21 protein-coding genes and 4 tRNA genes are annotated in these 23134 nt (G+C 71.0%); 13 read left to right on the top strand and 12 right to left on the bottom strand.

The window, feature by feature from the left end; genetic code table 11:
• Positions 1–316 precede the first annotated feature (316 nt).
• Both ACH4KB_RS16145 and ACH4KB_RS16140 read left to right on the top strand, forming a co-directional pair.
• Positions 317–1771 carry a N,N-dimethylformamidase beta subunit family domain-containing protein gene (locus ACH4KB_RS16145; RefSeq protein WP_398066584.1) on the top strand — a complete coding sequence of 485 codons (1455 nt, stop codon included), beginning with the start codon at positions 317–319 and terminating at the stop codon, positions 1769–1771.
• A 255-nt stretch (positions 1772–2026) separates the two neighbouring features.
• Positions 2027–2941, top strand: coding sequence for a phosphoribosylaminoimidazolesuccinocarboxamide synthase (locus ACH4KB_RS16140; RefSeq protein WP_018957152.1), 915 nt, complete (start codon positions 2027–2029; stop codon positions 2939–2941).
• Between the two features lie 57 nt (positions 2942–2998).
• On the opposite strand, the gene ACH4KB_RS16135 is transcribed toward ACH4KB_RS16140, so the two are convergent.
• The 8 genes from ACH4KB_RS16135 to ACH4KB_RS16100 all read right to left on the bottom strand — a co-directional run bounded on the left by ACH4KB_RS16135 (position 2999) and on the right by ACH4KB_RS16100 (position 7980).
• Positions 2999–3071: transfer RNA gene (locus ACH4KB_RS16135), tRNA-Gly, on the bottom strand.
• A gap of 23 nt (positions 3072–3094) precedes the next feature.
• Complete coding sequence (locus tag ACH4KB_RS16130) at positions 3095–3715, bottom strand: response regulator (RefSeq protein WP_398066583.1); 621 nt, start codon at positions 3713–3715, stop codon at positions 3095–3097.
• Complete coding sequence (locus ACH4KB_RS16125) at positions 3712–5094, bottom strand: sensor histidine kinase (RefSeq protein WP_398066582.1); 1383 nt, start codon at positions 5092–5094, stop codon at positions 3712–3714. Before ACH4KB_RS16125 ends, ACH4KB_RS16130 begins: the two co-directional genes overlap by 4 nt.
• A 1-nt stretch (position 5095) precedes the next feature.
• Complete coding sequence (locus tag ACH4KB_RS16120) at positions 5096–5917, bottom strand: ABC transporter permease (RefSeq protein ID WP_398066581.1); 822 nt, start codon at positions 5915–5917, stop codon at positions 5096–5098.
• The gene (locus tag ACH4KB_RS16115; protein ID WP_398066580.1) at positions 5914–6939 is read right to left on the bottom strand and encodes an ABC transporter ATP-binding protein; all 1026 of its coding nucleotides are present in this window, start codon (positions 6937–6939) and stop codon (positions 5914–5916) included. Before ACH4KB_RS16115 ends, ACH4KB_RS16120 begins: the two co-directional genes overlap by 4 nt.
• Before the next feature lie 145 nt (positions 6940–7084).
• A tRNA-Gly gene (locus ACH4KB_RS16110) sits at positions 7085–7157 on the bottom strand.
• A gap of 79 nt (positions 7158–7236) precedes the next feature.
• Positions 7237–7308 (bottom strand) — tRNA-Gly (locus tag ACH4KB_RS16105).
• 336 nt (positions 7309–7644) lie between these two features.
• Positions 7645–7980 (bottom strand): Lsr2 family protein, encoded by a 336-nt coding sequence (locus ACH4KB_RS16100; protein ID WP_265600715.1) that lies wholly within the window; start codon positions 7978–7980, stop codon positions 7645–7647.
• A gap of 420 nt (positions 7981–8400) precedes the next feature.
• Here ACH4KB_RS16100 and purS point away from each other — a divergent pair, with 420 nt between their 5' ends.
• The 9 genes from purS to purM all read left to right on the top strand — a co-directional run bounded on the left by purS (position 8401) and on the right by purM (position 18136).
• Positions 8401–8652, top strand: a complete 252-nt coding sequence (purS, locus tag ACH4KB_RS16095; protein ID WP_003968034.1) for a phosphoribosylformylglycinamidine synthase subunit PurS — start codon at positions 8401–8403, stop codon at positions 8650–8652.
• Positions 8649–9329 carry a phosphoribosylformylglycinamidine synthase subunit PurQ gene (purQ, locus tag ACH4KB_RS16090; protein ID WP_398066579.1) on the top strand — a complete coding sequence of 227 codons (681 nt, stop codon included), beginning with the start codon at positions 8649–8651 and terminating at the stop codon, positions 9327–9329. The genes purS and purQ overlap by 4 nt, the downstream gene beginning before the upstream one ends.
• Entirely contained in the window at positions 9326–11575 is a 2250-nt protein-coding gene (gene purL / locus ACH4KB_RS16085) for a phosphoribosylformylglycinamidine synthase subunit PurL (RefSeq protein WP_398066578.1), read from the top strand. The genes purQ and purL overlap by 4 nt, the downstream gene beginning before the upstream one ends.
• Positions 11576–11686: 111 nt before the next feature.
• Positions 11687–12193, top strand: coding sequence for a helix-turn-helix domain-containing protein (locus tag ACH4KB_RS16080; RefSeq protein ID WP_361876762.1), 507 nt, complete (start codon positions 11687–11689; stop codon positions 12191–12193).
• 36 nt (positions 12194–12229) lie between these two features.
• Positions 12230–13123: a M23 family metallopeptidase gene (locus tag ACH4KB_RS16075; protein WP_398066577.1), complete on the top strand. Its 894-nt coding sequence runs from the start codon at positions 12230–12232 to the stop codon at positions 13121–13123.
• A 10-nt stretch (positions 13124–13133) separates the two neighbouring features.
• A complete protein-coding gene (locus ACH4KB_RS16070) occupies positions 13134–13937 on the top strand; it encodes a sterol carrier family protein (RefSeq protein ID WP_398066576.1) in 804 nt (267 codons plus the stop codon).
• Between the two features lie 74 nt (positions 13938–14011).
• On the top strand, positions 14012–14854 hold the full coding sequence (locus ACH4KB_RS16065; RefSeq protein ID WP_398066575.1) for an META domain-containing protein: 843 nt from the start codon (positions 14012–14014) through the stop codon (positions 14852–14854).
• A gap of 621 nt (positions 14855–15475) precedes the next feature.
• Entirely contained in the window at positions 15476–17002 is a 1527-nt protein-coding gene (purF, locus tag ACH4KB_RS16060) for an amidophosphoribosyltransferase (RefSeq protein ID WP_398066574.1), read from the top strand.
• A 60-nt stretch (positions 17003–17062) separates the two neighbouring features.
• Entirely contained in the window at positions 17063–18136 is a 1074-nt protein-coding gene (purM, locus tag ACH4KB_RS16055; RefSeq protein WP_398066573.1) for a phosphoribosylformylglycinamidine cyclo-ligase, read from the top strand.
• Positions 18137–18306: 170 nt separating this feature from the next.
• On the opposite strand, the gene ACH4KB_RS16050 is transcribed toward purM, so the two are convergent.
• Entirely contained in the window at positions 18307–18564 is a 258-nt protein-coding gene (locus tag ACH4KB_RS16050) for a DUF3073 domain-containing protein (protein WP_398066572.1), read from the bottom strand.
• A gap of 290 nt (positions 18565–18854) precedes the next feature.
• On the bottom strand, positions 18855–19937 hold the full coding sequence (locus ACH4KB_RS16045; protein ID WP_398066571.1) for a Leu/Phe/Val dehydrogenase: 1083 nt from the start codon (positions 19935–19937) through the stop codon (positions 18855–18857).
• 335 nt (positions 19938–20272) lie between these two features.
• Between ACH4KB_RS16045 and ACH4KB_RS16040 the strand changes: the two genes are divergently transcribed.
• Together ACH4KB_RS16040 and bldC are read left to right on the top strand one after the other, a co-directional pair.
• Positions 20273–21118: a hypothetical protein gene (locus tag ACH4KB_RS16040; protein WP_398066570.1), complete on the top strand. Its 846-nt coding sequence runs from the start codon at positions 20273–20275 to the stop codon at positions 21116–21118.
• Between the two features lie 677 nt (positions 21119–21795).
• Positions 21796–22002 carry a developmental transcriptional regulator BldC gene (gene bldC / locus ACH4KB_RS16035; RefSeq protein ID WP_003949541.1) on the top strand — a complete coding sequence of 69 codons (207 nt, stop codon included), beginning with the start codon at positions 21796–21798 and terminating at the stop codon, positions 22000–22002.
• Positions 22003–22581: 579 nt separating this feature from the next.
• On the opposite strand, the gene ACH4KB_RS16030 is transcribed toward bldC, so the two are convergent.
• Positions 22582–22854, bottom strand: coding sequence for a DUF6274 family protein (locus ACH4KB_RS16030; protein WP_398066569.1), 273 nt, complete (start codon positions 22852–22854; stop codon positions 22582–22584).
• 174 nt (positions 22855–23028) lie between these two features.
• Positions 23029–23103, bottom strand: a tRNA-Asp gene (locus tag ACH4KB_RS16025).
• Between the last annotated feature and the right edge of the window lie 31 nt (positions 23104–23134).

Here is a 23134-nt window from a genome sequence, read left to right as displayed (position 1 = left end):
GGGTCGTGCCGGCCTGAGCGCAGCTGGTCCGGCTGGTCCCAGTCCGACGACAGGGCCTAGCCCGTCCGGCTGGTCCGACCACAGGGTCGACCGGTCCGACGATGAGCTCCGGCCTGGTCCGACGACCAGGACGACCAGGTGCCACAGGCCCCACCCACAGAAACCGGAGGCTCCCCGCCCTCGCCAATTAGCGACGAAGGGTGACGAACCGCGTGCGTTATGTGATGTGCTGGGGATCGGCGCTGACATTCGGCGCACCAGAGTTGTCCGGGGGATCCCCCAGAGCTGTCCGGGGGATCCGAGGGAGGGGCGCGGCATGGGGGCGGAGCAGATTCGCCGGTGGGAGTCGGGTGCCCTCGCGCACGCGGTGAGCGATCCCTTCGGGCAGGGCCCGCTGCCCTGGCTGCGCGGCAGTGAGAACTACTTCGACGACACCGGCCAGGTGGTCCCCTGGTACGCCGACCTCGCCCGCTCCACCGGCGGCGGCACCCGTACCGCGGACGACGTGCACCGCCAGATCAAGGGCTTCGTCTCGCCCGGCGCGGCGGCCCCCGGCGAGGCCATCGACTTCCACATCACCGTGGACCCGCCCCAGCAGTTCTCCGTCGACGTCTACCGGATCGGTCATTACGGCGGCGACGGCGCGGCCAAGATCACCACGAGTCCGCGGCTCTCCGGCATCGTCCAGCCCCCGCCGCTCGCCGCCGACCGGACTGTCTCCTGCCACCACTGGTGGATGTCCTGGCGGCTCCAGATTCCGAGCTACTGGTCCGTCGGCGCGTACGTGGCCGTCCTGACCACCGTCGACGGCTACCGCTCGCACATCCCTTTCACCGTGCGCCACGACCACCCCGCCGACCTGCTGCTCCTGCTGCCCGACATCACCTGGCAGGCGTACAACCTCTACCCGGAGGACGGCCGTACCGGCGCCAGCCTCTACCACGCGTGGGACGAGCGGGGGCGGCTCCTCGGCGAGGAGGACGCCGCCGTCACGATCTCCTTCGACCGCCCGTACGCCGGGGCCGGGCTGCCGCTGCACGTGGGGCACGCGTACGACTTCATCCGCTGGGCCGAGCGGTACGGCTACGACCTCGCCTACGCCGACGCCCGCGACCTGCACGCGGGCCGCGTCGACCCCAGCCGCTACCGGGGCCTGGTCTTCCCCGGCCACGACGAGTACTGGACGCTGCCGATGCGCCGGGCCGCCGAGCGCGCCCGGGACTCCGGCACCTCGCTCGTCTTCCTCTCCGCCAACACCATGTACTGGCAGGTGGGCCTCGCCCCGTCGGCCTCCGGCGAGGCGGACCGGCTGCTGACCTGCCGCAAGCGCCGGGGGCCTGGCAAGTCCGCCCTGTGGCGCGAGGTGGACCGGCCCGAGCAGCAGCTCCTGGGCATCCAGTACGCGGGCCGGGTGCCCGATCCCCGCCCGCTCGTCGTGCGCAACGCCGAGCACTGGCTCTGGGACTCCACGGGCGCGGTCGAGGGCGACGAGATCCCGGGCCTGGTCGCCGGCGAGGCCGACCGCTACTTCCCGCGCACCAGCCTGCCCGAACACGACAACCGGATCCTGCTCGCCCACTCCCCGTACGAGGACTCGGAGGGCGCGACCCGGCACCAGGAGACCTCGCTCTACCAGTCCCCCTCCGGCGCGCACGTATTCGCCTCCGGCACCTTCGCCTGGTCCCCGGCCCTGGACCGCCCCGGGCACACGGACCCCCGGATCCAGCGGGCCACGGCCAACCTCCTCGACCGGATCTGCAAGCGGGACTGACCGCGTCCGAGGAACGGGACCGGCCCAGGTCACCCGAGGAACGCGACCGGCCCGGGGCCGAGGGAACGCGACCGGCCCGGGGCCGAGGGGACATGACCGGCCCGGGGCCGAGGAACACGCGACGACCCGGGGCCGAGGGAACATGACCGACCGGGTCCGAGGGACACGCGACCGGTCACCGGGCCCCTGGCGCGGGCCCCGCCGTGGATACGGGACAATCGGAACCGCTCCTGGATCAATCTACGCGGAGGCACCGTGTCCGGTTTTGTAGAAAAGCCCGAGCCCGTACAGGTACCGGGCCTCACCCACCTGCACACCGGCAAGGTGCGTGACCTGTACCGGAACGAGGCGGGCGACCTCGTCATGGTCGCCAGCGACCGCATCTCCGCGTACGACTGGGTCCTGCCCACCGAGATCCCCGACAAGGGCCGTGTCCTCACCCGGCTCTCGCTCTGGTGGTTCGACCAGCTCGCCGACCTGGTGCCCAACCACGTCATCTCCACCGAGCTGCCCCCGGGCGCCCCGGCCGACTGGGCGGGCCGCACCCTCATCTGCAAGTCGCTGCGGATGGTCGAGGTCGAGTGCGTGGCCCGCGGCTATCTGACCGGCTCCGGACTCGTCGAGTACGACGCCACCCGTACGGTCTGCGGCATCGGTCTCCCCGAGGGCCTGGTCAACGGGTCCGAGCTGCCCGGCCCGATCTTCACCCCGGCCACCAAGGCGGCCGTCGGCGACCACGACGAGAACGTCAGCTACGAGAACGTCGCCCGCGAGGTCGGTGCGGAGACCGCCGCCGAGCTGCGGCGCACGACGCTCGACGTCTACCGCAGGGCCCGGGACATCGCGCACGGGCGCGGGATCATCCTGGCCGACACCAAGTTCGAGTTCGGCTTCGAGACCACCGAGGACGGGACCGAGCGGCTGATCATCGCCGACGAGGTGCTGACCCCGGACTCCTCCCGCTTCTGGCCCGCCGCCACCTGGGAGCCCGGCCGGGCGCAGCCCAGCTACGACAAGCAGTTCGTGCGCGACTGGCTCACCTCGCCGGCCTCCGGCTGGGACCGCGCGAGCGAGCAGCCGCCCCCGGCGCTGCCGCAGGAGATCGTGGCGGCGACCCGCGCCAAGTACATCGAGGCGTACGAGGTGCTGACCGGCACCAACTGGTCGTAGCGGCAGCCGGATACGCAAGAAGCCCCGGTCCGAAAGGACCGGGGCTTCTTCATCCGGAGCGGACGACCAGGTTCGAACTGGCGACCTCAACCTTGGCAAGGTTGCGCTCTACCAACTGAGCTACGTCCGCAGTGCGCCGAAGCGCGATGCCTACTATACCCAACCCCGCTCGCGGGCGAGACGCACTGCCGTGTGCCGGTTCTCCGCACCGATCTTGGTGGCGGCCGAGGAGAGGTAGTTGCGGACCGTCCCCTGCGAGAGCGAGGCCCGCTCCGCGATCTCCGCGACCGGAGCCCCGTCCGCCGCCAGTTCGAGCACCTCGGCCTCCCTGGCGGTCAACGGGGAGTCCCCGGCGGAGATGGCGTCGGCCGCCAACTCGGGATCCACGTAACGGTTTCCGGCGTGGACGGTACGGATGATCTCCGCCAGCCGCCGGGCGCTGACCGTCTTCGGCACGAAACCCCGTACGCCGGCGGCCAGGGCCCGCTTGAGGTGCCCGGGGCGGCCGTGGCTGGTCACGATCATGGTGCGGCAGTGGGGCAGCTCGGTCCGCAGCGATGTGGCGACCTTCACACCGTCCGCGCCCGGCATCTGGAGGTCCAGGACGGCGACGTCGGGCCGGTGCGCCAGGGCCATCGCCAGGGCCTCGGGGCCGCTCGCCGCCTCCGCGACCACGACGAGGTCCTCCTCCAGGGCGAGCAGTGCGGCCAGCGCGCCCCGGATCAGGTGCTCGTCGTCGGCCAGCAGGACCCGCAGGGGCCGCGCGGTGGTCATCGTTCCTCCGGGAGGGCGGAAGGGGCGGCGCGAGACGCGTCGGAAGGGGCGGCGGAAAGTCCGGGGGACGGTGCGAGGCGGCCGTTCGCGTCCGGGCGGGGAGCCGTGAGCGGCACCGTCGCCGTCACCCGGAAGAGGTCGTCCCCGGCGGATCCGGCGGTGAGCGATCCGCCGAGCGCGCCGAGCCGTACCCGCAGGCCGGCCAGGCCCGAACCGCCGCCGCCGCCGTCGTCGTCGTTGTCCGCGCCGCTGAGCGGGCGGGTGGCGCCGGCCCCGTCGTTCTCGACCTCCAGGACCACCGCGTCCCGCGTCCGCGAGAGCCGGATCCAGCAGTGGCGCGGGTCGCCGTGGCGCAGGACGTTCGTCGCGGTCTCGCGGACCACCCAGCCGAGCGCGGCCTGGACGGCGGCGGGAGCCCCGATGCCGGCCGCACCGTCCGCGCCCTCGACGGTGCAGGTGATTCCCGCGGCCTGCAACACGCCCTGGGCGCCCATGAGTTCGGTGGGCAGGTCGGCCTCCCGGTAGCCGCGTACGACATCGCGGACCTCCTGCTGCGATGCGCGCGCGATCCGTTGCACCTCCACCATCTGGTCCATCGCCGCGGGGTTCCCGCGCTGGGCCAGCTCCACGGCCAGCTCGCTCTTCAGGGCGATCACCGACAGGTTCCGGCCCAGCACGTCGTGCATGTCCCGGCCGAACCTCAGCCGCTCCTCCGCCACCGCCAGCCGGGCCTGCATGTCCCGCGCCTCCTCCGCCTGCCACATCACGGTCAGGCTCCAGACGCTCGGCCGGGCCGAGGTGAGCACCAGCAGGGTGACGACGACCAGCGAGACGACCGCCCCGAACAGCAGCCCGCCCGGCACACCCACGGCCGCCAGGAGCGCCAGGACGGCCACCGAGAAGGCGGCGGAGTGGAGCAGGAACCTCCGGACGGGGACGAGCAGGACGTACGGGATGGCGAATGCCACGGGCAGGTCCAGCACCAGCAGCACGAGCCCCTCGTCCTTCACGCCACCCACCGCCGCGAGTGCCACCAGAAGGCCGGTCATCACCACCTGGAGCGCGGCGGGCAGGCGCAACCGCCCCGGGGGGAACGGCGCCGTTCCCCGGTACGCGTCGAAGGAGGGGGCCACATTGCGGTTGCTCAGCACGGACTGGGCGATGTTGGCGGCGAGGAACGCTCCTCCCAGGGCCATCGCCACCGGCCCCTCGTCCAGGGTCGCGCCGAGGGGCAGCAGCCCCCAGGACACCGCGAAGAACCAGGTGATCGAGCAGAGCGTCAACCGCGTGTAGAGGTCGATGCGCTCAAGCTTGCTGCGCTCGTGCCAGCCGCGCCGCCAGCCCCGTACCCGACCGATCACACCCCTCAGCCCCTTCATGTCAGCCGCGCGGGTCCCAGCGGAACCACCGTCGCACAGCAAACACGCCGAATGCGGTCCAGGCCAGCGCGGTCACCCCGGCGGTGAAGAGGTCGCCGCCCTCCACGCCGCCGAGCCAGCCGTGCCGGATCAGGGTCATCACGCCCGTCATCGGCAGCAGCTCCAGTACGGAGGCCAGCTTGTCGGGGAAGATCGCCAGCGGGACGAACAGCCCGGAGCCGAACATCGAGACGAAGAACAGCGGCAGGGTGGTGAGCTGAGAGGTCTGCACCGTCCGGGTGATCACGGTGGTCGCCGCCGCCAGGGCGGACATCAGGACGAAGGCCAGCAGCAGCCCGGCCAGCAGGAGGCCGGGGCGGTGCGGGGCGCTCAGGTCGAAGGCGATGGCGCCGGCCACCACCAGCAGCACGCTCTGGGCGAGCGCCAGCGCGACGGACGGCAGCGCGGTGCCGATGAGGATCTCGCGGTCGGAGATCTCGCCGGTGCGCAGCCGCTTCAGGACGAGTTCCTCGCGCCGGGCGACGTACGCGGAGACGAGGTTCATGTAGACGACCTGGACGAGCACCATGCCGATGCCGCCGGTCAGGGTGGCGCCCGCGACGGTGAGCCCGGTGCCGCCGAGGTCGATCTGTTCGAGCGAGGACCGCATCGCGAAGATCATCGTGATGGGCAGCAGCAGGGCCACGACGATCGCGGTCCGGTTGCGCAGCAGGAGGATCAGCTCGGCGCGGCCGAGGGCGGTCAGTCGGCGGGCCACGGCCGCCGCGCCCGTGGGGGAGACGGCGGACGTCCGGTCGCGGACGGGGGGCGTGGTGGTCGTCATGCCGTCACCCTCTTCGTGTTCTTCGTGCCGCCGGATCGGTCGGCGTGGGCGGAGCGGTCGTGTACCTGGCGCGGGTCCTGGTCCCGGGGCGCGTGCTGGGTCTTCGCGATGTCGAGGAACGCCTCCTCCAGGGAGGCGGAGCGGGCGTCGAGGCCGTGCAGCCGTACGCCGGACTCGCGGGCCCACTCCAGGAGTTCGTGCAGCGACTCCTGGAGGGCGGGGGTGCGGATCTCGACCCGGGATCCTTCCGCCGCCGCCCGCAGGGAGAGCGGGAGGCGTGCCGCCGGCACGGCCTCGGGCAGCACGAACCGGATCCTGGCGGGCTGCCGCGCGGTCACCTCGGCGATGGTCCCGGTCGTCACGATCCTCCCCTGATGCATGATCGCCAGCCGGTCCGCGAGCGCCTCGGCCTCCTCCAGGTAGTGCGTGGTCAGCAGCACGGTCGTGCCGTTGTCCCGCAGCGCCCGGACGAGCTCCCAGGTCTCCTGCCGGCCCTCGGCGTCCAGTCCGGTCGTCGGCTCGTCGAGGAAGAGCACCTCGGGCCGGGACGTCAGGGCCAGCGCCAGGTCGAGGCGGCGCTTCTCACCGCCGGACAGCTGCTTGACCCGCACGTTTCCCCTGCCGGTCAGGCCGACCATCTCCAGGGCCTCGCCGGCCGGGCGTGCGCCGGTGGTGCAGGCCGACCACATGCGCACGGTCTCCATGACCGTGAGGTCGGAGGGGAAGCCGCCCTCCTGGAGCATCACCCCGGTACGGGGGCGGACGGCGGCGCGTTCGCGGTACGGGTCGTGGCCGAGGACCCGTACCGTCCCGTCGGTCGGCGGTGCCAGTCCTTCGAGGAGTTCCACGGTGGAGGTCTTGCCCGCGCCGTTCGTCCCGAGCAGGGCGAACAGTTCGCCGCGGGCCACGGAGAAGGAGATCCCGGACACGGCCTCGAAGCCGCCGGCGTAACGCCGCCGGACCCCGTTCGCCTCGATCACGGGACCGTCCGCGCGGTCGCTGAGAATGTCGTCGCTGGTCATGCTTCAAGGGTTCCGCCGGAACGGGCCCGCGAGCAGTGCGCGCTGTCACCACTGCTCATGACAAACGTCATGAGGGCGGCGGGGGAGGCGAGAGGCGGGAGCACGACAAAGGCCCTGACCGAGAAGGTCAGGGCCTTTGATGCTGAGCGGACGACCAGGTTCGAACTGGCGACCTCAACCTTGGCAAGGTTGCGCTCTACCAACTGAGCTACGTCCGCAGTGCAGCCACTCGGCTTTCACCGGTGGAGCGAGCACTACTCTACCTGATCCAACGAAGTGGTTCGAAGAGTTGTGCAGAGCGGGTGACAGGAATTGCACACTGCGCCTTCCCCCTGGAAGGGGGATGTTCTACTACTGAACTACACCCGCACGCTGCGTGGGATTCGGCTTTGCGGCCTCGCCCCTCGGCGTGCTCCAGACTCTAGCCGACCTGCGGGGGTGTCGCGCAAGTCGGCTCCCCGAGGGCCCTGCGGAACGGCCCCCGGGACCCGGCCGGCGGGGCGCCCGGGGACGCCTGACGGGGCGTCCGGCTCCCGGACCCACCCCGCACCCGATGGGCCGCCGGGCCCGGAACCGCCACCGCACCAGCACCTGGCCCGGGCGGCCCGCCGGCCGGGCCGGAATCACCGTGGCTCGTCCTGCCGGCCACCGCCGCGGTTCCACCGGCCCGCGCGGCCGAGTCCGGCCGGTCGCCACCGCGGTGGCTCAACTCGCCGCGTCGAACGCCTCGTAGACCTTCTTCGGGATGCGGCCCCGGGCCGGCACCTCCATCCGGTGCGAGCGGGCCCAGGCGCGGACGGCCGCCGGGTCCGGGGCGAGGGAGGTGTGGTGGTAGGCCGTCGGTGTCCTGCCGTGCTTGCTGGCATTTGTCTGCTTTCGACCGGCGGCCACGTAAGGAGCCAGGGTCTTCCGCAGTTTCTTCGCATTGGCGGGATTGAGATCGATCTCGTACGTCTTCCCGTCCAGGGCGAAGGTCACCGTTTCCGCCGCTGCTCCCCCGTCGATGTCGTCGGAGAGCGTCACCACTACGCGCTGAGCCACGGATATCGGTCCTTTCCTACGGCGCCCGCGCGTCCATCGTGCGCGGGTGCCTGCCTTCCGGCTGCCAGGCGGGCGGATGTGGATCGACGAGATGTCGACTGTTCCGTTGTCCCGGGGGCAATGTTGCTTTCCCCGGTAATCATTTGTACAGCGGTGGGTACCGCATTGTGAAGCCCAGCCAATTGCATCCGCGTGTCCGTGTGCAATCCGTGTGCAATCCGGACGTGATTTTTCCAGACCTTTTCCCGCGCGGTGGAGCGCCCGATATCTCGGTGTGATCCGCGCAGGGCCCCGCGATGTCCGTCGCGCCCGATATCTACCCGCGTAGAAATTTTGGCCAGGTACGCTGAGTGGACCCGCGGGGGTCTGGGGAACCCCCCGGAGAGACAGCCGCACCACACCACCACACCGGGAGTGCCAGTGGCACGCGTCGTAGTCGACGTCATGCTCAAGCCCGAGATCCTCGACCCGCAGGGACAGGCGGTGCAGCGCGCACTGCCCCGTCTCGGCTTCGAGGGAATCGCGGACGTTCGTCAGGGAAAGCGTTTCGAGCTGGAGGTCGAGGGACCGGTGGACGACGCCGCCCTCGCCCGTATTAACGAGCTGGCCGAGACGTTCCTCGCCAACACCGTCATCGAGGACTTCGTCGTGAAGGTGGAGGAGGAGAAGTGACCACCCGTATCGGCGTCGTCACTTTTCCCGGCACCCTCGACGATCAGGACGCCCTGCGCGCCGTCCGGATCGCGGGCGCCGAGCCCGTATCCCTCTGGCACCGCGACAAGGACCTGCACCAGGTCGACGCGGTCGTCCTGGCGGGCGGTTTCTCCTACGGGGACTACCTCCGCGCCGGTGCGATCTCCCGCTTCTCGCCGGTCATGGAAACCCTCATCGAGCAGGCGAAGGCCGGCATGCCGGTCCTCGGTATCTGCAACGGCTTCCAGATCCTGACCGAGGCGCACCTGCTGCCCGGCGCGATGCTGCGCAACAACCACCTCCACTTCATCTGCCGCGACCAGGCGCTGCGGGTGGAGAACGCGGAGACCGCCTGGACCTCGGACTACAGCGCCGGCCAGGAGATCAGGGTCCCGCTCAAGAACATGGACGGCCGGTACACCGCCGACGAGCGCACGCTCGACGAGCTGGAGGCCGAGGGCCGCGTCGCCTTCCGCTACCTGGACGGCAACCCCAACGGCTCGCTCCGTGACATCGCGGGCATCACCAACGCCGCGGGCAACATCGTCGGCCTGATGCCGCACCCGGAGCACGCCGTGGAGCCGCTCATCGGCACCGGCCGCACCGACGGCCTCGGTTTCTTCACCTCGATCATCAAGAAGCTGGTCAACGCATGAGCCTGGATACGGTCAAGCACGCGGCCGAGACCCCGGACGCCGAACAGCCCTGGAAGGAGCTCGGCCTCAAGGAGGACGAGTACGCCCGGATCCGCGAGATCCTGGGCCGCCGTCCCACCGGCGCCGAGCTCGCCATGTACTCGGTGATGTGGTCGGAGCACTGCTCGTACAAGAGCAGCAAGGTCCACCTCAAGCAGTTCGGCGAGAAGGTCCCCGCCAACGACGCCATGCTCGTCGGCATCGGCGAGAACGCCGGCGTCGTCGACGTCGGCCAGGGGTACGCGGTCACCTTCAAGGTCGAGTCGCACAACCACCCCTCGTACATCGAGCCCTACCAGGGCGCGGCCACCGGCATCGGCGGCATCGTCCGCGACATCCTCGCGATGGGCGCCCGCCCGATCGCGGTCGTCGACCCGCTGCGCTTCGGCGCGGCCGACCACCCCGACACCAAGCGCGTCCTGCCGGGCGTCGTCGCGGGCATCGGCGGCTACGGCAACTGCCTGGGTCTGCCCAACATCGGCGGCGAGGTCGTCTTCGACGCCTGCTACCAGGGCAACCCGCTGGTCAACGCCGGCTGCATCGGCGTGATGAAGCACGAGGACATCCACCTCGCGCAGGCGTCGGGCCCCGGCAACAAGGTCATCCTCTACGGCGCCCGCACCGGCGGCGACGGCATCGGCGGCGTCTCCGTGCTGGCGAGCGAGACCTTCGAGTCCACCGGGCCGGCCAAGCGCCCCGCCGTCCAGGTCGGCGACCCGTTCCAGGAGAAGCTCCTCATCGAGTGCACCCTGGAGATCTTCAAGGAGAAGCTCGTCGCGGGCATCCAGGACCTCGGCGGCGCCGGGCTCTCCTGCGCCACCAGCGAGCTGGCCTCCGCTGGCTCCGGCGGCATGCGCGTCGAGCTGGACACCGTGCCGCTGCGCGACTCCTCCCTCTCGCCCGAGGAAATCCTCATGAGCGAGTCGCAGGAGCGCATGTGCGCGATCGTCGAGCCGCAGCACGTGGACCGCTTCCTGGAGATCTGCGAGAAGTGGGACGTCATCGCCACCGTCATCGGTGAGGTGACCGACGGCTCCCAGCTGGAGATCTTCTGGCACGGCGAGCAGATCGTGGACGTGCCCCCGCGCTCGGTCGCCCACGACGGCCCCGTCTACCACCGCCCGTTCGCCCGCCCGTCCTGGCAGGACGCCCTCCAGGCGGACGACGCCGGCAAGCTCACCCGCCCGGCGAACGCGGCCGAGCTGCGCGAGCAGGTCCTCAAGCTGGTCGCCTCCCCGAACCAGGCCTCCAAGGCGTGGATCACCGACCAGTACGACCGCTTCGTGCAGGGCAACACCGTCCTCGCGATGCCCGAGGACGCGGGCATGGTCCGCATCGACGCCGAGTCGAACCTGGGCGTGGCCATGGCGACCGACGGCAACGGCCGGTACGCCAAGCTCGACCCGTACACCGGCGCGCAGCTCGCGCTGGCGGAGTCGTACCGCAACGTCGCCGCCTCCGGCGCCAAGCCGCTCGCCATCTCGGACTGCCTGAACTTCGGCTCCCCGGAGGACCCGGACGTCATGTGGCAGTTCGCCGAGGCCACCCGCGGTCTCGCGGACGGCTGCCTGGAGCTGGGCACCCCGGTCACCGGCGGCAACGTCTCGCTGTACAACCAGACCGGCGAGACGGCGATCCACCCGACGCCGGTCGTGGCCGTGCTCGGCGTGATCGACGACGTCAACCGGCGTACGCCGGTCGCCTTCGCGGAAGAGGGCCAGCTCCTCTACCTGCTGGGCGACACGGCCGAGGAGTTCGGCGGCTCGGCCTGGTCCGAGGTCGTCCACCAGCACCTGGGCGGCCTGCCGCCGAAGGTGGACCTCGGCCGCGAGAAGCTGCTCGCCGAGATCCTCATCTCGGCCTCCCGCGACGGCATGATCGACGCCGCGCACGACCTGAGCGACGGCGGCCTGATCCAGGCCGTCACCGAGTCCTGCCTGCGCGGCGGGAAAGGCGCCCGGCTGGTCGTGCCGGACGGCCTGGACGCGTTCACGTTCCTCTTCTCCGAGTCGGCGGGACGCGCGGTCGTCGCGATCCCGCGCAGCGAGGAGCTCCGCTTCAACGACATGTGCGGTGCGCGCGGTCTGCCCGTCACCCGCATCGGGGTCGTGGACGGCGAGGAGATCGAGATCCAGGGCGAGTTCAGCATCCCGCTGAGCGAGCTCCGTACGGCGCACGAGGCGACGATCCCCGCGCTGCTCGCCTGAGCCGCGCGCCGACCGGCGTTTTCGAAGCCCCCGCCCGGGCCCTCCGGGCGGGGGCTTCGGCTTTCCCCCACACTCTTGTCAGAGATTACGTAATTACGTAAGGTTGGTGTCATGGAGCTGGAGCAGCGGGTCGCCGAGCTGGAGAGGCGGCTCACGGCGCTGGAGCGGCGGGACTCCGAGTCCCCCCGCTTGGGCGACGGCGACTTCTGGGCGCTGGACGGGCTGAAACAGCAGCTCGCCGAGGTCGGGGAGGCCGCGGCCGACGGGGGAGTGCTCTACACGGGCTCGGTGCGGCTGCCCACCGGTGAGAGTTACGAGTGGCAGTACGGCGCCCTCACCGAGGCCCTGTTCGACGGGGACTGGGCGGACGCCGCCGATTCGTTCGCCGCGCTGGGCCACCCGGTCCGGCTGCGGCTGCTCCGCGAGATCCTCGGCGGCCTGAGGACGACCGCCGAACTGGCCGCGCTCGACGAACTGGGCACCACCGGCCAGATCTACCACCACCTGCGCCAGCTGACCGGCGCGGGCTGGCTGCACGCGGCGGGCCGCGGCCGGTACGAGGTGCCGCCCACCCGGGTCGTACCGCTGCTGGTGGTGCTGACGGCAGCGCGGCCGTGACCTGACGACGAGAAGACACGAAGCCCTGGGGGAGACATGTCCGTCCGCACCGCCGTTCCGATCGCCATGCGGCTGTCCTGGCTGGTCCTGTTCGCGCTGATGATCAGCGAGTTCTTCACGGATCTGCCGGGACCGGGCTGGGCGACGACCTTCCTGCCCGCGACGGTCGTCCTCACCCTCGTGGTGGCGACGATGGCAGGGCAGACCAGGGCCGCCGCACCGCGGGGCGAGCCGAGGCCCCCGGTGGAGGTCGACCCGCCGGTCACCGGACGCTGGACGGCCCTGAACAGCCCGGCGGACAAGGTGCCGAGCCATGGGACGCACGTCTACGGGCAGACGTACGCGATCGACATCGTGGCCGAACCGGAGACGGGGGAGGGCGAGCCCCCGGCCCGGCCGGCGTTCGGTTGGGTCTGGCCGTTCTTCCGCCGCAACCGCGCCTTCCCGGCCTTCGGCGCCCCGCTGCTCGCGGTGGCCGACGCCACGGTCGTGAAAGCGAGCGACGGCCAGCGCGACCATCTGAGCCGCAACTCACTGGCCGGGGTCGCCTATCTGATGCTCATCGAGGGCACCGTCCGGTCGATCCTCGGCGTGCGCCGGATCATCGGCAACCACGTGATCCTCGACCTCGGCGACGGTACGTACGCCGTCTACGCGCACGCCCGGCGCGGCTCGCTCCGGGTGAAGGCCGGGGACACCGTCCGGGCCGGGCAGCCGATCGCGCGGTGCGGCAACTCCGGGAACACCACCGAACCGCACCTCCACTTCCAGCTGATGGACGGCCCGGACCTGGACGACGCCCGGGGCGTCCCGTTCACCTGGCGGGGCGTGGGAGTCCCCGCCAACGGCGAGGCGTTCACGGTGGAGGAGTATGTGGAGGGGCAGCAGAACGCACCGGCCCGACCGGGCGATGTCAGTGGGGCCCGCTAATCTCGGCCCCATGCCCCCGGCAAAGAAGCGCCCGCGCGCCTACGACCACTTCAGGACCCGGACGGCGGTCCTCGCCCAGTTCGCCCATGTCCGTGACGCCGTCGCCGCGTTGACGCCCGACCAGCTCGCCCGGCCGACCAGGCTCGGCGACTGGACGGTGCGCGAGCTCGCCGTGCACATCGCGATCGGGCTGAGCAGTGTCACCCGGGCCCTGGCCCTGCCGGAGCCGCCCGGCCCCAAGCCCCAGGTCGCCCTGCTGGAGTGGCCGTCGGTCACCGCCGCGTACGCCGCCGGTATCGCCGAGGGCGTCGAGGAGGTGGCGGCCGGCCGGCCCGACCTCGCCACGCTGTTCGAGGAGGCGGAAGAGGGGTTCACCGGAGCCGTCCCGGCCACCGGCACGGGGGAGCGGCTGCTGTCCGTCCGGGTCGGCTCCATACGGCTGACCGACTGTCTGGTCTCCCGGACCGTCGAGCTGGTCGTCCACACGGACGACCTGAACGAGGCGCTCGGCTCGGAGATCCCCTACGACCGCCAGGCCCTGGCCGCCTGCACCCGGTTGCTGGCGGACGCCCTCGCGGACCGGGCGCCCGGCGGCTCGGTCGAGGTGCGGGTCCCGCCGTTCGCGGTGGTCCAGTGCATCGGCGGGCCCAAGCACACCCGGGGCACCCCGCCGAATGTCGTGGAGGCCAGTCCGCTGACCTGGATCCGGCTCGCCACCGGGCGTACGGAGTGGGCGCGGGCTCTGGAGGACGCCGAGGTCAGCGCGAGTGGAGAGCGTGCCGACCTGGCCGCGCTGCTGCCGCTGATGGGTTGAGACGGCCCACTCGGCATCCCGCCTGGAAGCGGAGCCGACGGAACCGGATCGGCCCCCCGCTCCGTCACATCGCCATGCGCACACAACGGATGACCCTCAGCGTCAGTGTCCTGGCCCTCCTCGCCCTCGCCGCCTGCGGTACGGAGTCGGGTTCCGGCTCCGGCGACGGCGGCGACACCGTGCGGAGCGACGTCCCCGTCACCGGGGTCGCCTGGAGCGTCGACTCGGTGACCGTCGGCGGGAAGAAGACCGAGGCCCCGCCGGGGGCCCGGATGGAGATCGACCCGAAGGGCCGGGCCACGGCCGACTTCGGCTGCAACCACATCGGCGTGGACGCCCGGGTGGAGGGCGACCGGATCACCCTGGGCAAGCCCGTCACCACGCAGATGGCGTGCGACGAGGAGATCGAGAAGTTCGAGAAGGCCGCCATCGACGCGATGGGCGGCGAGCTCACCGCGAAGCTCTCCGGCGAGAAGCTGACCCTCACCAAGGAAGGCGGCCACACCATGGAGCTCAGCGAGGAGAAGGCGGCCGACCTGGTCGGCACCCGGTGGACGGTGACCACGCTGCTCAGCGGTGAGACCGCCACGACCGTGCCGGCGGATCTGCCGAAGGAGCGGACGCCTCATCTGACCTTCGCCGACGACGGCACCGTACGGGGCAACTCCGGTTGCAACTCCTTCAGCGGCCAGGCCACGGTCAAGGGCTCCACGATCGTCTTCGGATCGACGGCGGGCACCCGGAAGATGTGCCCGGAGGCGGAGATGGAGACGGAGCGTGCGGTGCTCGCCGCCCTCAGCGGCCCGACGACGTACACGATCAAGGGCAGCACGCTCACCCTCACCGCGGCCGACGGCAAGGGCATCGGCGCCACGGCCGCACGCCCGGGGGCCGGGAGCGCCACCCAGCACGGCTGAACCGGAGGACAGCCGTGCCCGCGGGCCCCGCGGCACGCGCCGAGCGGGCATCGGCCCCCGCCCCGCGCGTCCGAGGGCCTGCCGACGGAGACGCGACCGCCCGGCGCACGGCGGTGGGTCAGGAACTCGTTCCCGTGTCACGTCGTCGGCGGCCGTGGTGGCGGCGGCTGCCGGAACGGCCGCCTGTATCCCGGCCGCGGTGACGGCGGTCGCGCCGACCGCGGTCGCGAAGGCGCGCCGGCTCCCCGCCGTCCGCACCGCCGTCCGCACCGCTGTCCCGCACCGCTGTCCCGGCTCCCCGGGGTGTGAGGCTCACCACGAAACGAGCGTTCGGCCAGCGGGTCGGGGCGGCGATCGGGCAGTTCACCGAGCGCCACGCCCGCGCGTCCGCCCCCACCGTCCCCTACCTGTCGGTAACCGGGCTCTCGGCCCGGAAGTGAGCCGCGCACTCGCCTGGCGGGGCCCGTCCCGCCCGTGCGATGGTCACACAGTGTCACCGGTCGAAGTCCCGCGAATCGCCCGCTCCGGGCGGCGGGCGGGCCCGTTCCCCATGGACCGCCGTGGGTTTGTCCACCGGTCCCGAATTCGGACCAGTGGTCGATCTCGCCTACACTCGGTGTCGTGCCCCGTGGTGATGGACGACTCAACCACGACCTGCTCCCCGGAGAGAAAGGCCCCCAGGACGCTTGTGGCGTCTTCGGTGTCTGGGCTCCGGGTGAAGAGGTCGCCAAGCTCACCTATTTCGGACTGTATGCCCTGCAGCACCGCGGACAGGAATCCGCGGGCATCGCAGTGAGCAACGGGTCCCAGATCCTGGTCTTCAAGGACATGGGACTGGTCTCGCAGGTCTTCGACGAAACGTCTCTGGGTTCCCTCCAGGGCCATATCGCGGTCGGTCATGCCCGCTACTCCACCACCGGCGCCTCGGTGTGGGAGAACGCGCAGCCCACGTTCCGTGCCACCGCGCACGGCTCGATCGCCCTCGGCCACAACGGGAACCTGGTCAACACCGCCCAGCTCGCGGAGATGGTCGCCGACCTCCCGCGCAAGGACGGCCGCGCCACCCAGGTCGCCGCGACGAACGACACCGACCTGGTGACCGCGCTGCTCGCCGGGCAGCGCGACGAGAACGACAAGCCGCTCACCATCGAGGAAGCCGCCGCCAAGGTGCTCCCCGACGTCAAGGGCGCGTTCTCCCTCGTCTTCATGGACGAACACACGCTGTACGCCGCCCGCGACCCGCAGGGCATCCGCCCGCTGGTGCTCGGCCGTCTAGAGCGCGGCTGGGTGGTCGCCTCCGAGTCCGCCGCGCTCGACATCTGCGGCGCCAGCTACGTACGCGAGATCGAGCCGGGCGAGCTCGTCGCCATCGACGAGAACGGCCTGCGCACCTCGCGCTTCGCAGAAGCGAAGCCCAAGGGCTGTGTCTTCGAGTACGTCTACCTGGCCCGCCCCGACACCGACATCGCCGGGCGGAACGTCTACCTCTCCCGGGTGGAGATGGGCCGCAGGCTGGCCGCCGAGGCCCCCGTCGAGGCGGATCTCGTCATAGCGACCCCGGAATCCGGCACCCCCGCGGCCGTCGGTTACGCCGAAGCCAGCGGAATCCCGTTCGGCGTCGGACTGGTGAAGAACGCCTACGTCGGCCGGACCTTCATCCAGCCCTCGCAGACCATCCGCCAGCTCGGCATCCGGCTCAAGCTGAACCCGCTGAAGGAAGTCATCAAGGGCAAGCGCCTGGTGGTCGTCGACGACTCGATCGTCCGCGGCAACACCCAGCGCGCCCTGGTCCGGATGCTCCGCGAGGCGGGCGCCGCCGAGATCCACATCCGGATCTCCTCGCCGCCGGTGAAGTGGCCCTGCTTCTTCGGGATCGACTTCGCGACCCGCGCCGAACTGATCGCCAACGGCATGACCGTCGACGAGATCTGCACCTCCATGGGCGCGGACTCCCTCTCGTACATCTCGATCGACGCGATGATCGAGGCGACGACGATCGACAAGCCGAACCTCTGCCGCGCCTGCTTCGACGGCGAGTACCCCATGGACCTCCCGGACCCGGAGCTGCTCGGCAAGCAGCTGCTGGAGACCGAGCTGGCGGCGGGCCCGGCGGCGACTGCCGCGGCCGACGCGCTGCGCCGTCCGTGACCCGGACGCGCCGCCGCATCCCCCACCAGCCCCGTATCTCCACACGAAAGATCCCAGGCCATGTCTGAGACAACAGGTGCTTCCTACGCGGCGGCCGGCGTCGACATCGAAGCCGGTGACCGTGCCGTCGAGCTGATGAAGGAGTGGGTGAAGAAGACGCAGCGCCCGGAGGTCGCGGGCCTCGGCGGCCTCGGCGGTTTCGCCGGCCTCTTCGACGCCTCGGCGCTGAAGCGCTACGAGCGCCCGCTCCTGGCCTCCGCCACCGACGGCGTCGGCACCAAGGTGGACCTGGCCCGCCAGATGGGCGTGTACGACACCATCGGCCACGACCTCGTCGGCATGGTCGTGGACGACCTCGTCGTCTGTGGCGCCGAGCCGCTGTTCATGACCGACTACATCTGCGTCGGCAAGGTGCACCCCGAGCGTGTCGCGGCCATCGTGAAGGGCATCGCCGAAGGCTGTGTCCTGGCGGGCTGCTCCCTGGTCGGCGGCGAGACGGCCGAGCACCCGGGTCTCCTCGGCCCGGACGACTTCGACGTCGCCGGAGCCGGTACGGGCGTGGTCGAGGCCGACCGCCTGCTCGGCCCGGACCGTATCCGCAAGGGTGACGCGGTCATCGCCATGGCGTCCTCCGGTCTTCACTCCAACGGGTACTCGCTCGTCCGCCACGTGGTCTTCGACCGGGCCGGCTGGTCCCTGGACCGCGAGGTCGCGGAGTTCGGCCGCACGCTCGGCGAGGAGCTCCTGGAGCCCACCCGGATCTACTCCCTGGACTGCCTGGCCCTCACCCGGACGACCGAGGTGCACGGCTTCAGCCACGTCACCGGCGGCGGCCTGGCGAACAACCTGGCCCGGGTCATCCCGGACGGCCTGCACGCCACCGTGGACCGCTCCACGTGGACGCCCGGAGCCGTCTTCGACCTGGTCGGCAAGGCCGGTCAGGTCGAGCGGCTGGAGCTGGAGAAGACGCTCAACATGGGCGTCGGCATGATCGCGATCGTCCCGGCCGACTCGGTGGACGCCGCGCTGACGACACTGGCCGACCGCGGGGTCGACTCCTGGGTCGCCGGCGAGATCACCGACCGCGGTGAGCACACCACGGGCGCCGAGCTGACCGGCGACTACGCCCGATAGTCACCGTCGCGCCGTGGTGCGCCGGGCAGCCCGCCCGCCGCACCACGGCACCGTGGCACCACGGGATGGCACCGTGGCACCAGGGGATGGCACCACGGGAAAGCCTGGACCGGGACACACAGAACCCGGTCCGGGGCAGGCCCGGACCGGGTTGATGTGTCAGCGCGAGGTCAAGCGCCGCGGCGCTGTGACGACGGACCGGACTGATCGTCCTGATTTTCGTCATCGTCCTGGTTGTAGCGATCCGCGTACTGTGCGTACGGGTCATCTTCCTCGTCGTCGTCCTCGAACGGCTCTGCGTTCGGTGGCTGACTCGAAGGCGATGCGCCCAGCTCATTGGCCAGACGCGACAGGTCAGTCCCGCCGCTGCTGTACTTCAGCTGGCGGGCGACCTTGGTCTGCTTGGCCTTTGCCCGGCCGCGCCCCATGGCTCGACCCCCTCGGTGACGGGGCTCGACGGCCCCAGAGTCTTGACACGCGTTCATGTTTCGGGACGGACTCTCGACAGAGAGGCCGCGCCCGTAGAGCTTTAACGGTACCTGCTTCCGTGGCCATACGGTACGCCGCCCGCATTCCGGTCCCGACACAGGGCCAGCGAGGAGCCCCGTCCTCCCTGGTCAACCGCGATTTTAACCTCTTGTGGAGGTACGACCCGCCGACCGGCGTGAGTCTTGTCTCGTCGGCCGGTGGGTCGTAGGGGTGGTCGAGGGCCGCCCGGTCAGCGGGTGTGCGCCTCCGCCATCCGCTGTTCGGCGAGCCGGTCGGCCGCCGCGGCCGGCGGGATCCCATCCGCCTTCGCACGTGCGAATATTTCCAGCGTGGTGTCGAAGATCTTCGTCGCCTTCGCCTTGCACCGGTCGAAGTCGAACCCATGCAGCTCGTCGGCCACCTGGATGACGCCACCGGCGTTGACCACGTAGTCGGGCGCGTAGAGAACCGACCGGTCGGCCAGGTCCTTCTCGACGCCGGGGTGCGCCAGCTGGTTGTTGGCAGCGCCGCACACCACCTTCGCGGTGAGCACGGGGACGGTGTCGTCGTTCAGCGCGCCGCCGAGCGCGCACGGCGCGTAGACGTCCAGGTCCTCGGTGCGGATCAGCGCGTCGGTGTCCGCCACCACGGTCACCTCGGGGTGCGCATCGGTGATCCGGCGCAGCGACTCCTCGCGGACGTCGGTGATCACGACCTCGGCCCCGTCGGAGAGCAGGTGCTCGACGAGGTGGTGGCCCACCTTGCCGACCCCGGCGACGCCGACCTTGCGGCCGCGCAGGGTCGGGTCGCCCCACAGGTGCTGGGCCGAGGCCCGCATGCCCTGGAAGACGCCGAACGCGGTGAGCACCGAGGAGTCGCCCGCGCCGCCGTTCTCGGGGGAGCGGCCGGTGGTCCAGCGGCACTCCCGGGCGACGACGTCCATGTCGGCGACGTAGGTGCCGACGTCGCAGGCGGTCACGTAGCGGCCGCCGAGCGAGGCGACGAACCGGCCGTAGGCGAGGAGGAGTTCCTCGCTCTTGATCTTCTCCGGGTCGCCGATGATGACGGCCTTGCCGCCACCGTGGTCGAGACCGGCCAGAGCGTTCTTGTACGACATCCCGCGCGACAGGTTCAGCGCGTCGGCGACGGCTTCCGCCTCGGTGGCGTACGGGTAGAAGCGGGTGCCGCCGAGGGCCGGGCCCAGGGCGGTGGAGTGGAGGGCGATGACGGCCTTGAGGCCGGTGGCACGGTCCTGGCAGATCACGACTTGTTCGTGTCCTCCCTGATCCGAGTGGAACAGGGTGTGCAGGACGCCGTCGGTCACATCGGTCACTGTGGTGACTCCCAAGTACGAAGCGGCGGAGACCCTCCTGGGGGTGGGGAGGGCCCCGGACCGACCGGCACGGCCGGTCCGATGGGCAAGAGCGTAAGTCCTCCGGCGGCGCGGATCCGCCCCCGTGCGGAGGATCACCCCCTGGGGCCTCTCGTTCGGATCAGGTCGGGCTCGCGGGGTCCGGCACGCGCATCTGCGGCGTTGTCGTCAATCACCATGGCTCCGCCATGCCTCAATCCTCCGCCTTGCAGCTGCACGCACCGGACCCCGCTCCCTGATCCGACCTGATCCGAACGAGAGGCCCGGGGGTGTACCGCCGTGACACGATGCGCTGCATGTCGGTGGTGTCTTCGGTGCTCGTCCCTTACACGTCCTACCTCCGGATCTACGAGCCGCTCGCCGCGTTCGCCGAGCCCGAACGGAGTCACTGGGCGCGCTACGCGCGGCGCGAGGACCTTCCCACGGCCCAGGACGAACTGCGTCGCTCGCTGGCCGACTTGGCGTCGACGCCGCCGGTCGGGGTGCCGGTGCGCGAGAGCGGCGACGCGTTCGTGGCGGAGCTGGACGGGGTGGTGTGCGTCTGCCCGTGGCGGACCAGGTTGCGGGGCTGGCTGGCCCTGGAGGAACTGGGGGGCATGTTTCCGGCCAACGTGCTCGACGCCGTGCTCCCCGCGGTGGTGCGCGGTCAGGCGGCGGCGGATCACGAGCGCTGGCGGCGGCTCCACCCGGACGCGAGGCCCTGGATCCGCACGACGGTGTGGCAGGTCCCGGTGCGCTGGTTCGTCCTCTTCCGCGACGAGGAGCGGGAGTACGTGGTGGCGGACGCCGAGGGGGCGGGGCCCGTGCTGCGCTACCGCACCCCGATGGTCGAGGCCCGGCGCCGGCTGGCGCGGGCGCTGCGGACGCTGCGCGGGCACGTTCCCGAGGGCCCGCTGACCGAGGGCCTGGTGGACGTGGGGCGCTGGCTGGAGGAGTTCCACCCGCGCTCCCTGGTCGAGCTGGACTACGGGGGCCTGGTGCACGCGTTGTCGGCGGAGCGGCTCGCCGGGGACCGGTCGGCGGCGGATGTGGCGGAGGGGCTCGCCGCGCTGCGGGACGGCGACGGCGAGGGCGCGGGGGAGGCGTACGCGCGGCTCGCGGAGCGCTGGCGGGCGGTCCGGGACCTCCAGTTCATCAATTGACGTGAAAAGGCCCACAGTGGCATCAAGGTGATGGAACCGGGGCATCCTTCATCCAGGACGGCCGAGGGGCCGGCGGGCAGGCCGCGAGGCCGGGGCGTACGGAAGGAGGAGGAAGCCGGGTCGCCTCGACGGAGGGCGACGAAGTGGGGCTCGGCAAACAGTTGACGGGCCGTGAACCTGCGCCCTGTGTGGCGCGTGTGATGTGTGGGGCGGAAGCGTACTCCGCTGGGCTTAGGACCTACGTCCTGAACCGGGCCTTTGCCTCAAGCGTGATGGACAGCACTAACGGGGCCCTTGCGCCTATCCCTACCCCTCATGCCAAAATAGGACAAGGAGTCCGGGGAGGGCTCCTTCTGTCCAAGTAAGGGCGGAATGCTCGGTATTGCACTCTATGGGGGGTCTGACGGCTCCTGTTCGCTCTGTGACTGATCGTCACTGGGGCGTGACTGTCCGCTATGGCATGGTCCATCGGCTTCCGTCGCTGATGAACACCTGGGAGGGCAATTCCATCGGTTTGGCCGACGTGGCTGGACGGATGGTGTAGTTGTAGTGCCGAGGACAAGCCGTTCGTCCTATAACCGACTCGGCCCGCGTCCGCCATTTCGGGCAACGCGGGTCAAGGTGCAGAATTTAGAGGAAAGAACCGAGAAGGTTCGGTTCTCCCGAGGAGGCCGCTCATGACCGCTCGCACCCCTGATGCCGAGCCGCTGCTGACCCCGGCTGAGGTTGCCACGATGTTCCGCGTGGACCCGAAGACGGTCACCCGTTGGGCCAAGGCTGGCAAGCTCACGTCCATCCGCACGCTCGGTGGGCATCGCCGGTACCGCGAGGCCGAGGTCCGCGCACTGCTTGCGGGTATTCCGCAGCAGCGCAGCGAGGCCTGACACACCCCTGCCCCGCAGCAATACAGCAGCACAGCATCACTATCCGGGCAGCTGCAAGGTCCCCCAACCCCAGCCGCCCACCCATAGCTCCACTCGACGGACGCCTGCCCCAACGGGCGTCATACCTGTGTCTACGGGTGTCGTCGTATCGATCGCGCTGGACTCCGCCGGGTCCAGCGCGATCTTTTTTTGTGCCCCGGACGGCCTCCCTGGTCGCTCCCGGGCCGCTGCCGGCCCTCGGGGGCCTCTTCCGGCCCTCTGGGACGGCCGGGACCAGAACCGGGCGGTCGGTCGGCTTCGGGGGTCGACGGGGGACCCTCGCGGGTCTGCGAGCGGGTCTGCGAGCGGGTCTGCGCGGGAGTGCGGGTGGGCGTCCCGGACGCGTTGGGACAGCCCCGGACGGAACGGTCCCCGTGGGCCCGCCACCCCCGTGCAATTGCACATATTAAATTCACCAGTTGTAGGGGAGGCGTAAAATCCCCCGGTCTGAAAACTCTTTCAGTGACTACCGTCACACCGTCCGACGCTTGCCAACTTCCAGACTGCCACTGGCCGGACGCGGAGGCACCCGGCCGATGGTCATGTCGCGGAGGGTCTTTCGGTCCCCGTCCCGGCCTCGGCCCCGTTTTCGTCGGGCCGTCCGGCGGAGGCCTGGCCCTCGGCGGCTTCCCGCGGGGCTTCCGACGGGCTCCCGGAGGCTCGGCGGTCCCCGTCGCCCCCGGGCTCCATGGCGAGCCGCAGGAGGCGATGGCAGACCGCGCAGTGCCGGGTGAGGTGGCGATAGGCGGAAGCGGCCGCCAGGTGGGCGCGCAGCAGCGCGCGGGTCTCATGTCGTGCCGTGGACGCGGACATACGAGCCACCTCCCGGTGAGCCCGGTCGTCCCCCGCCGTGTGAAGCGCCGAGGAACGCCGAGGAGCAGGGTCAGCCTCTGCTTCTCCGGGGTACCCGCGGCGGAGGGAGCCGTCAAGACGCGGGGCAGAACGCGAGAAAGCCCGGATCGGAACGATCCGGGCTTTCTTCTACTGCGGTCCTGACGGGATTTGAACCCGCGGCCTCCACCTTGACAGGGTGGCGAGCACTCCAAACTGCTCCACAGGACCAGGTTTTCGCCGCTTGCCTTGCGGCTTGCTG

This window comes from Streptomyces sp. NPDC017520, from assembly GCF_044329855.1.
Taxonomy (GTDB): Bacteria; Actinomycetota; Actinomycetes; order Streptomycetales; family Streptomycetaceae; genus Streptomyces.
Note: the sequence above shows the minus strand (reverse complement) of the source record. Positions and strands in the feature narration are given on the sequence as shown.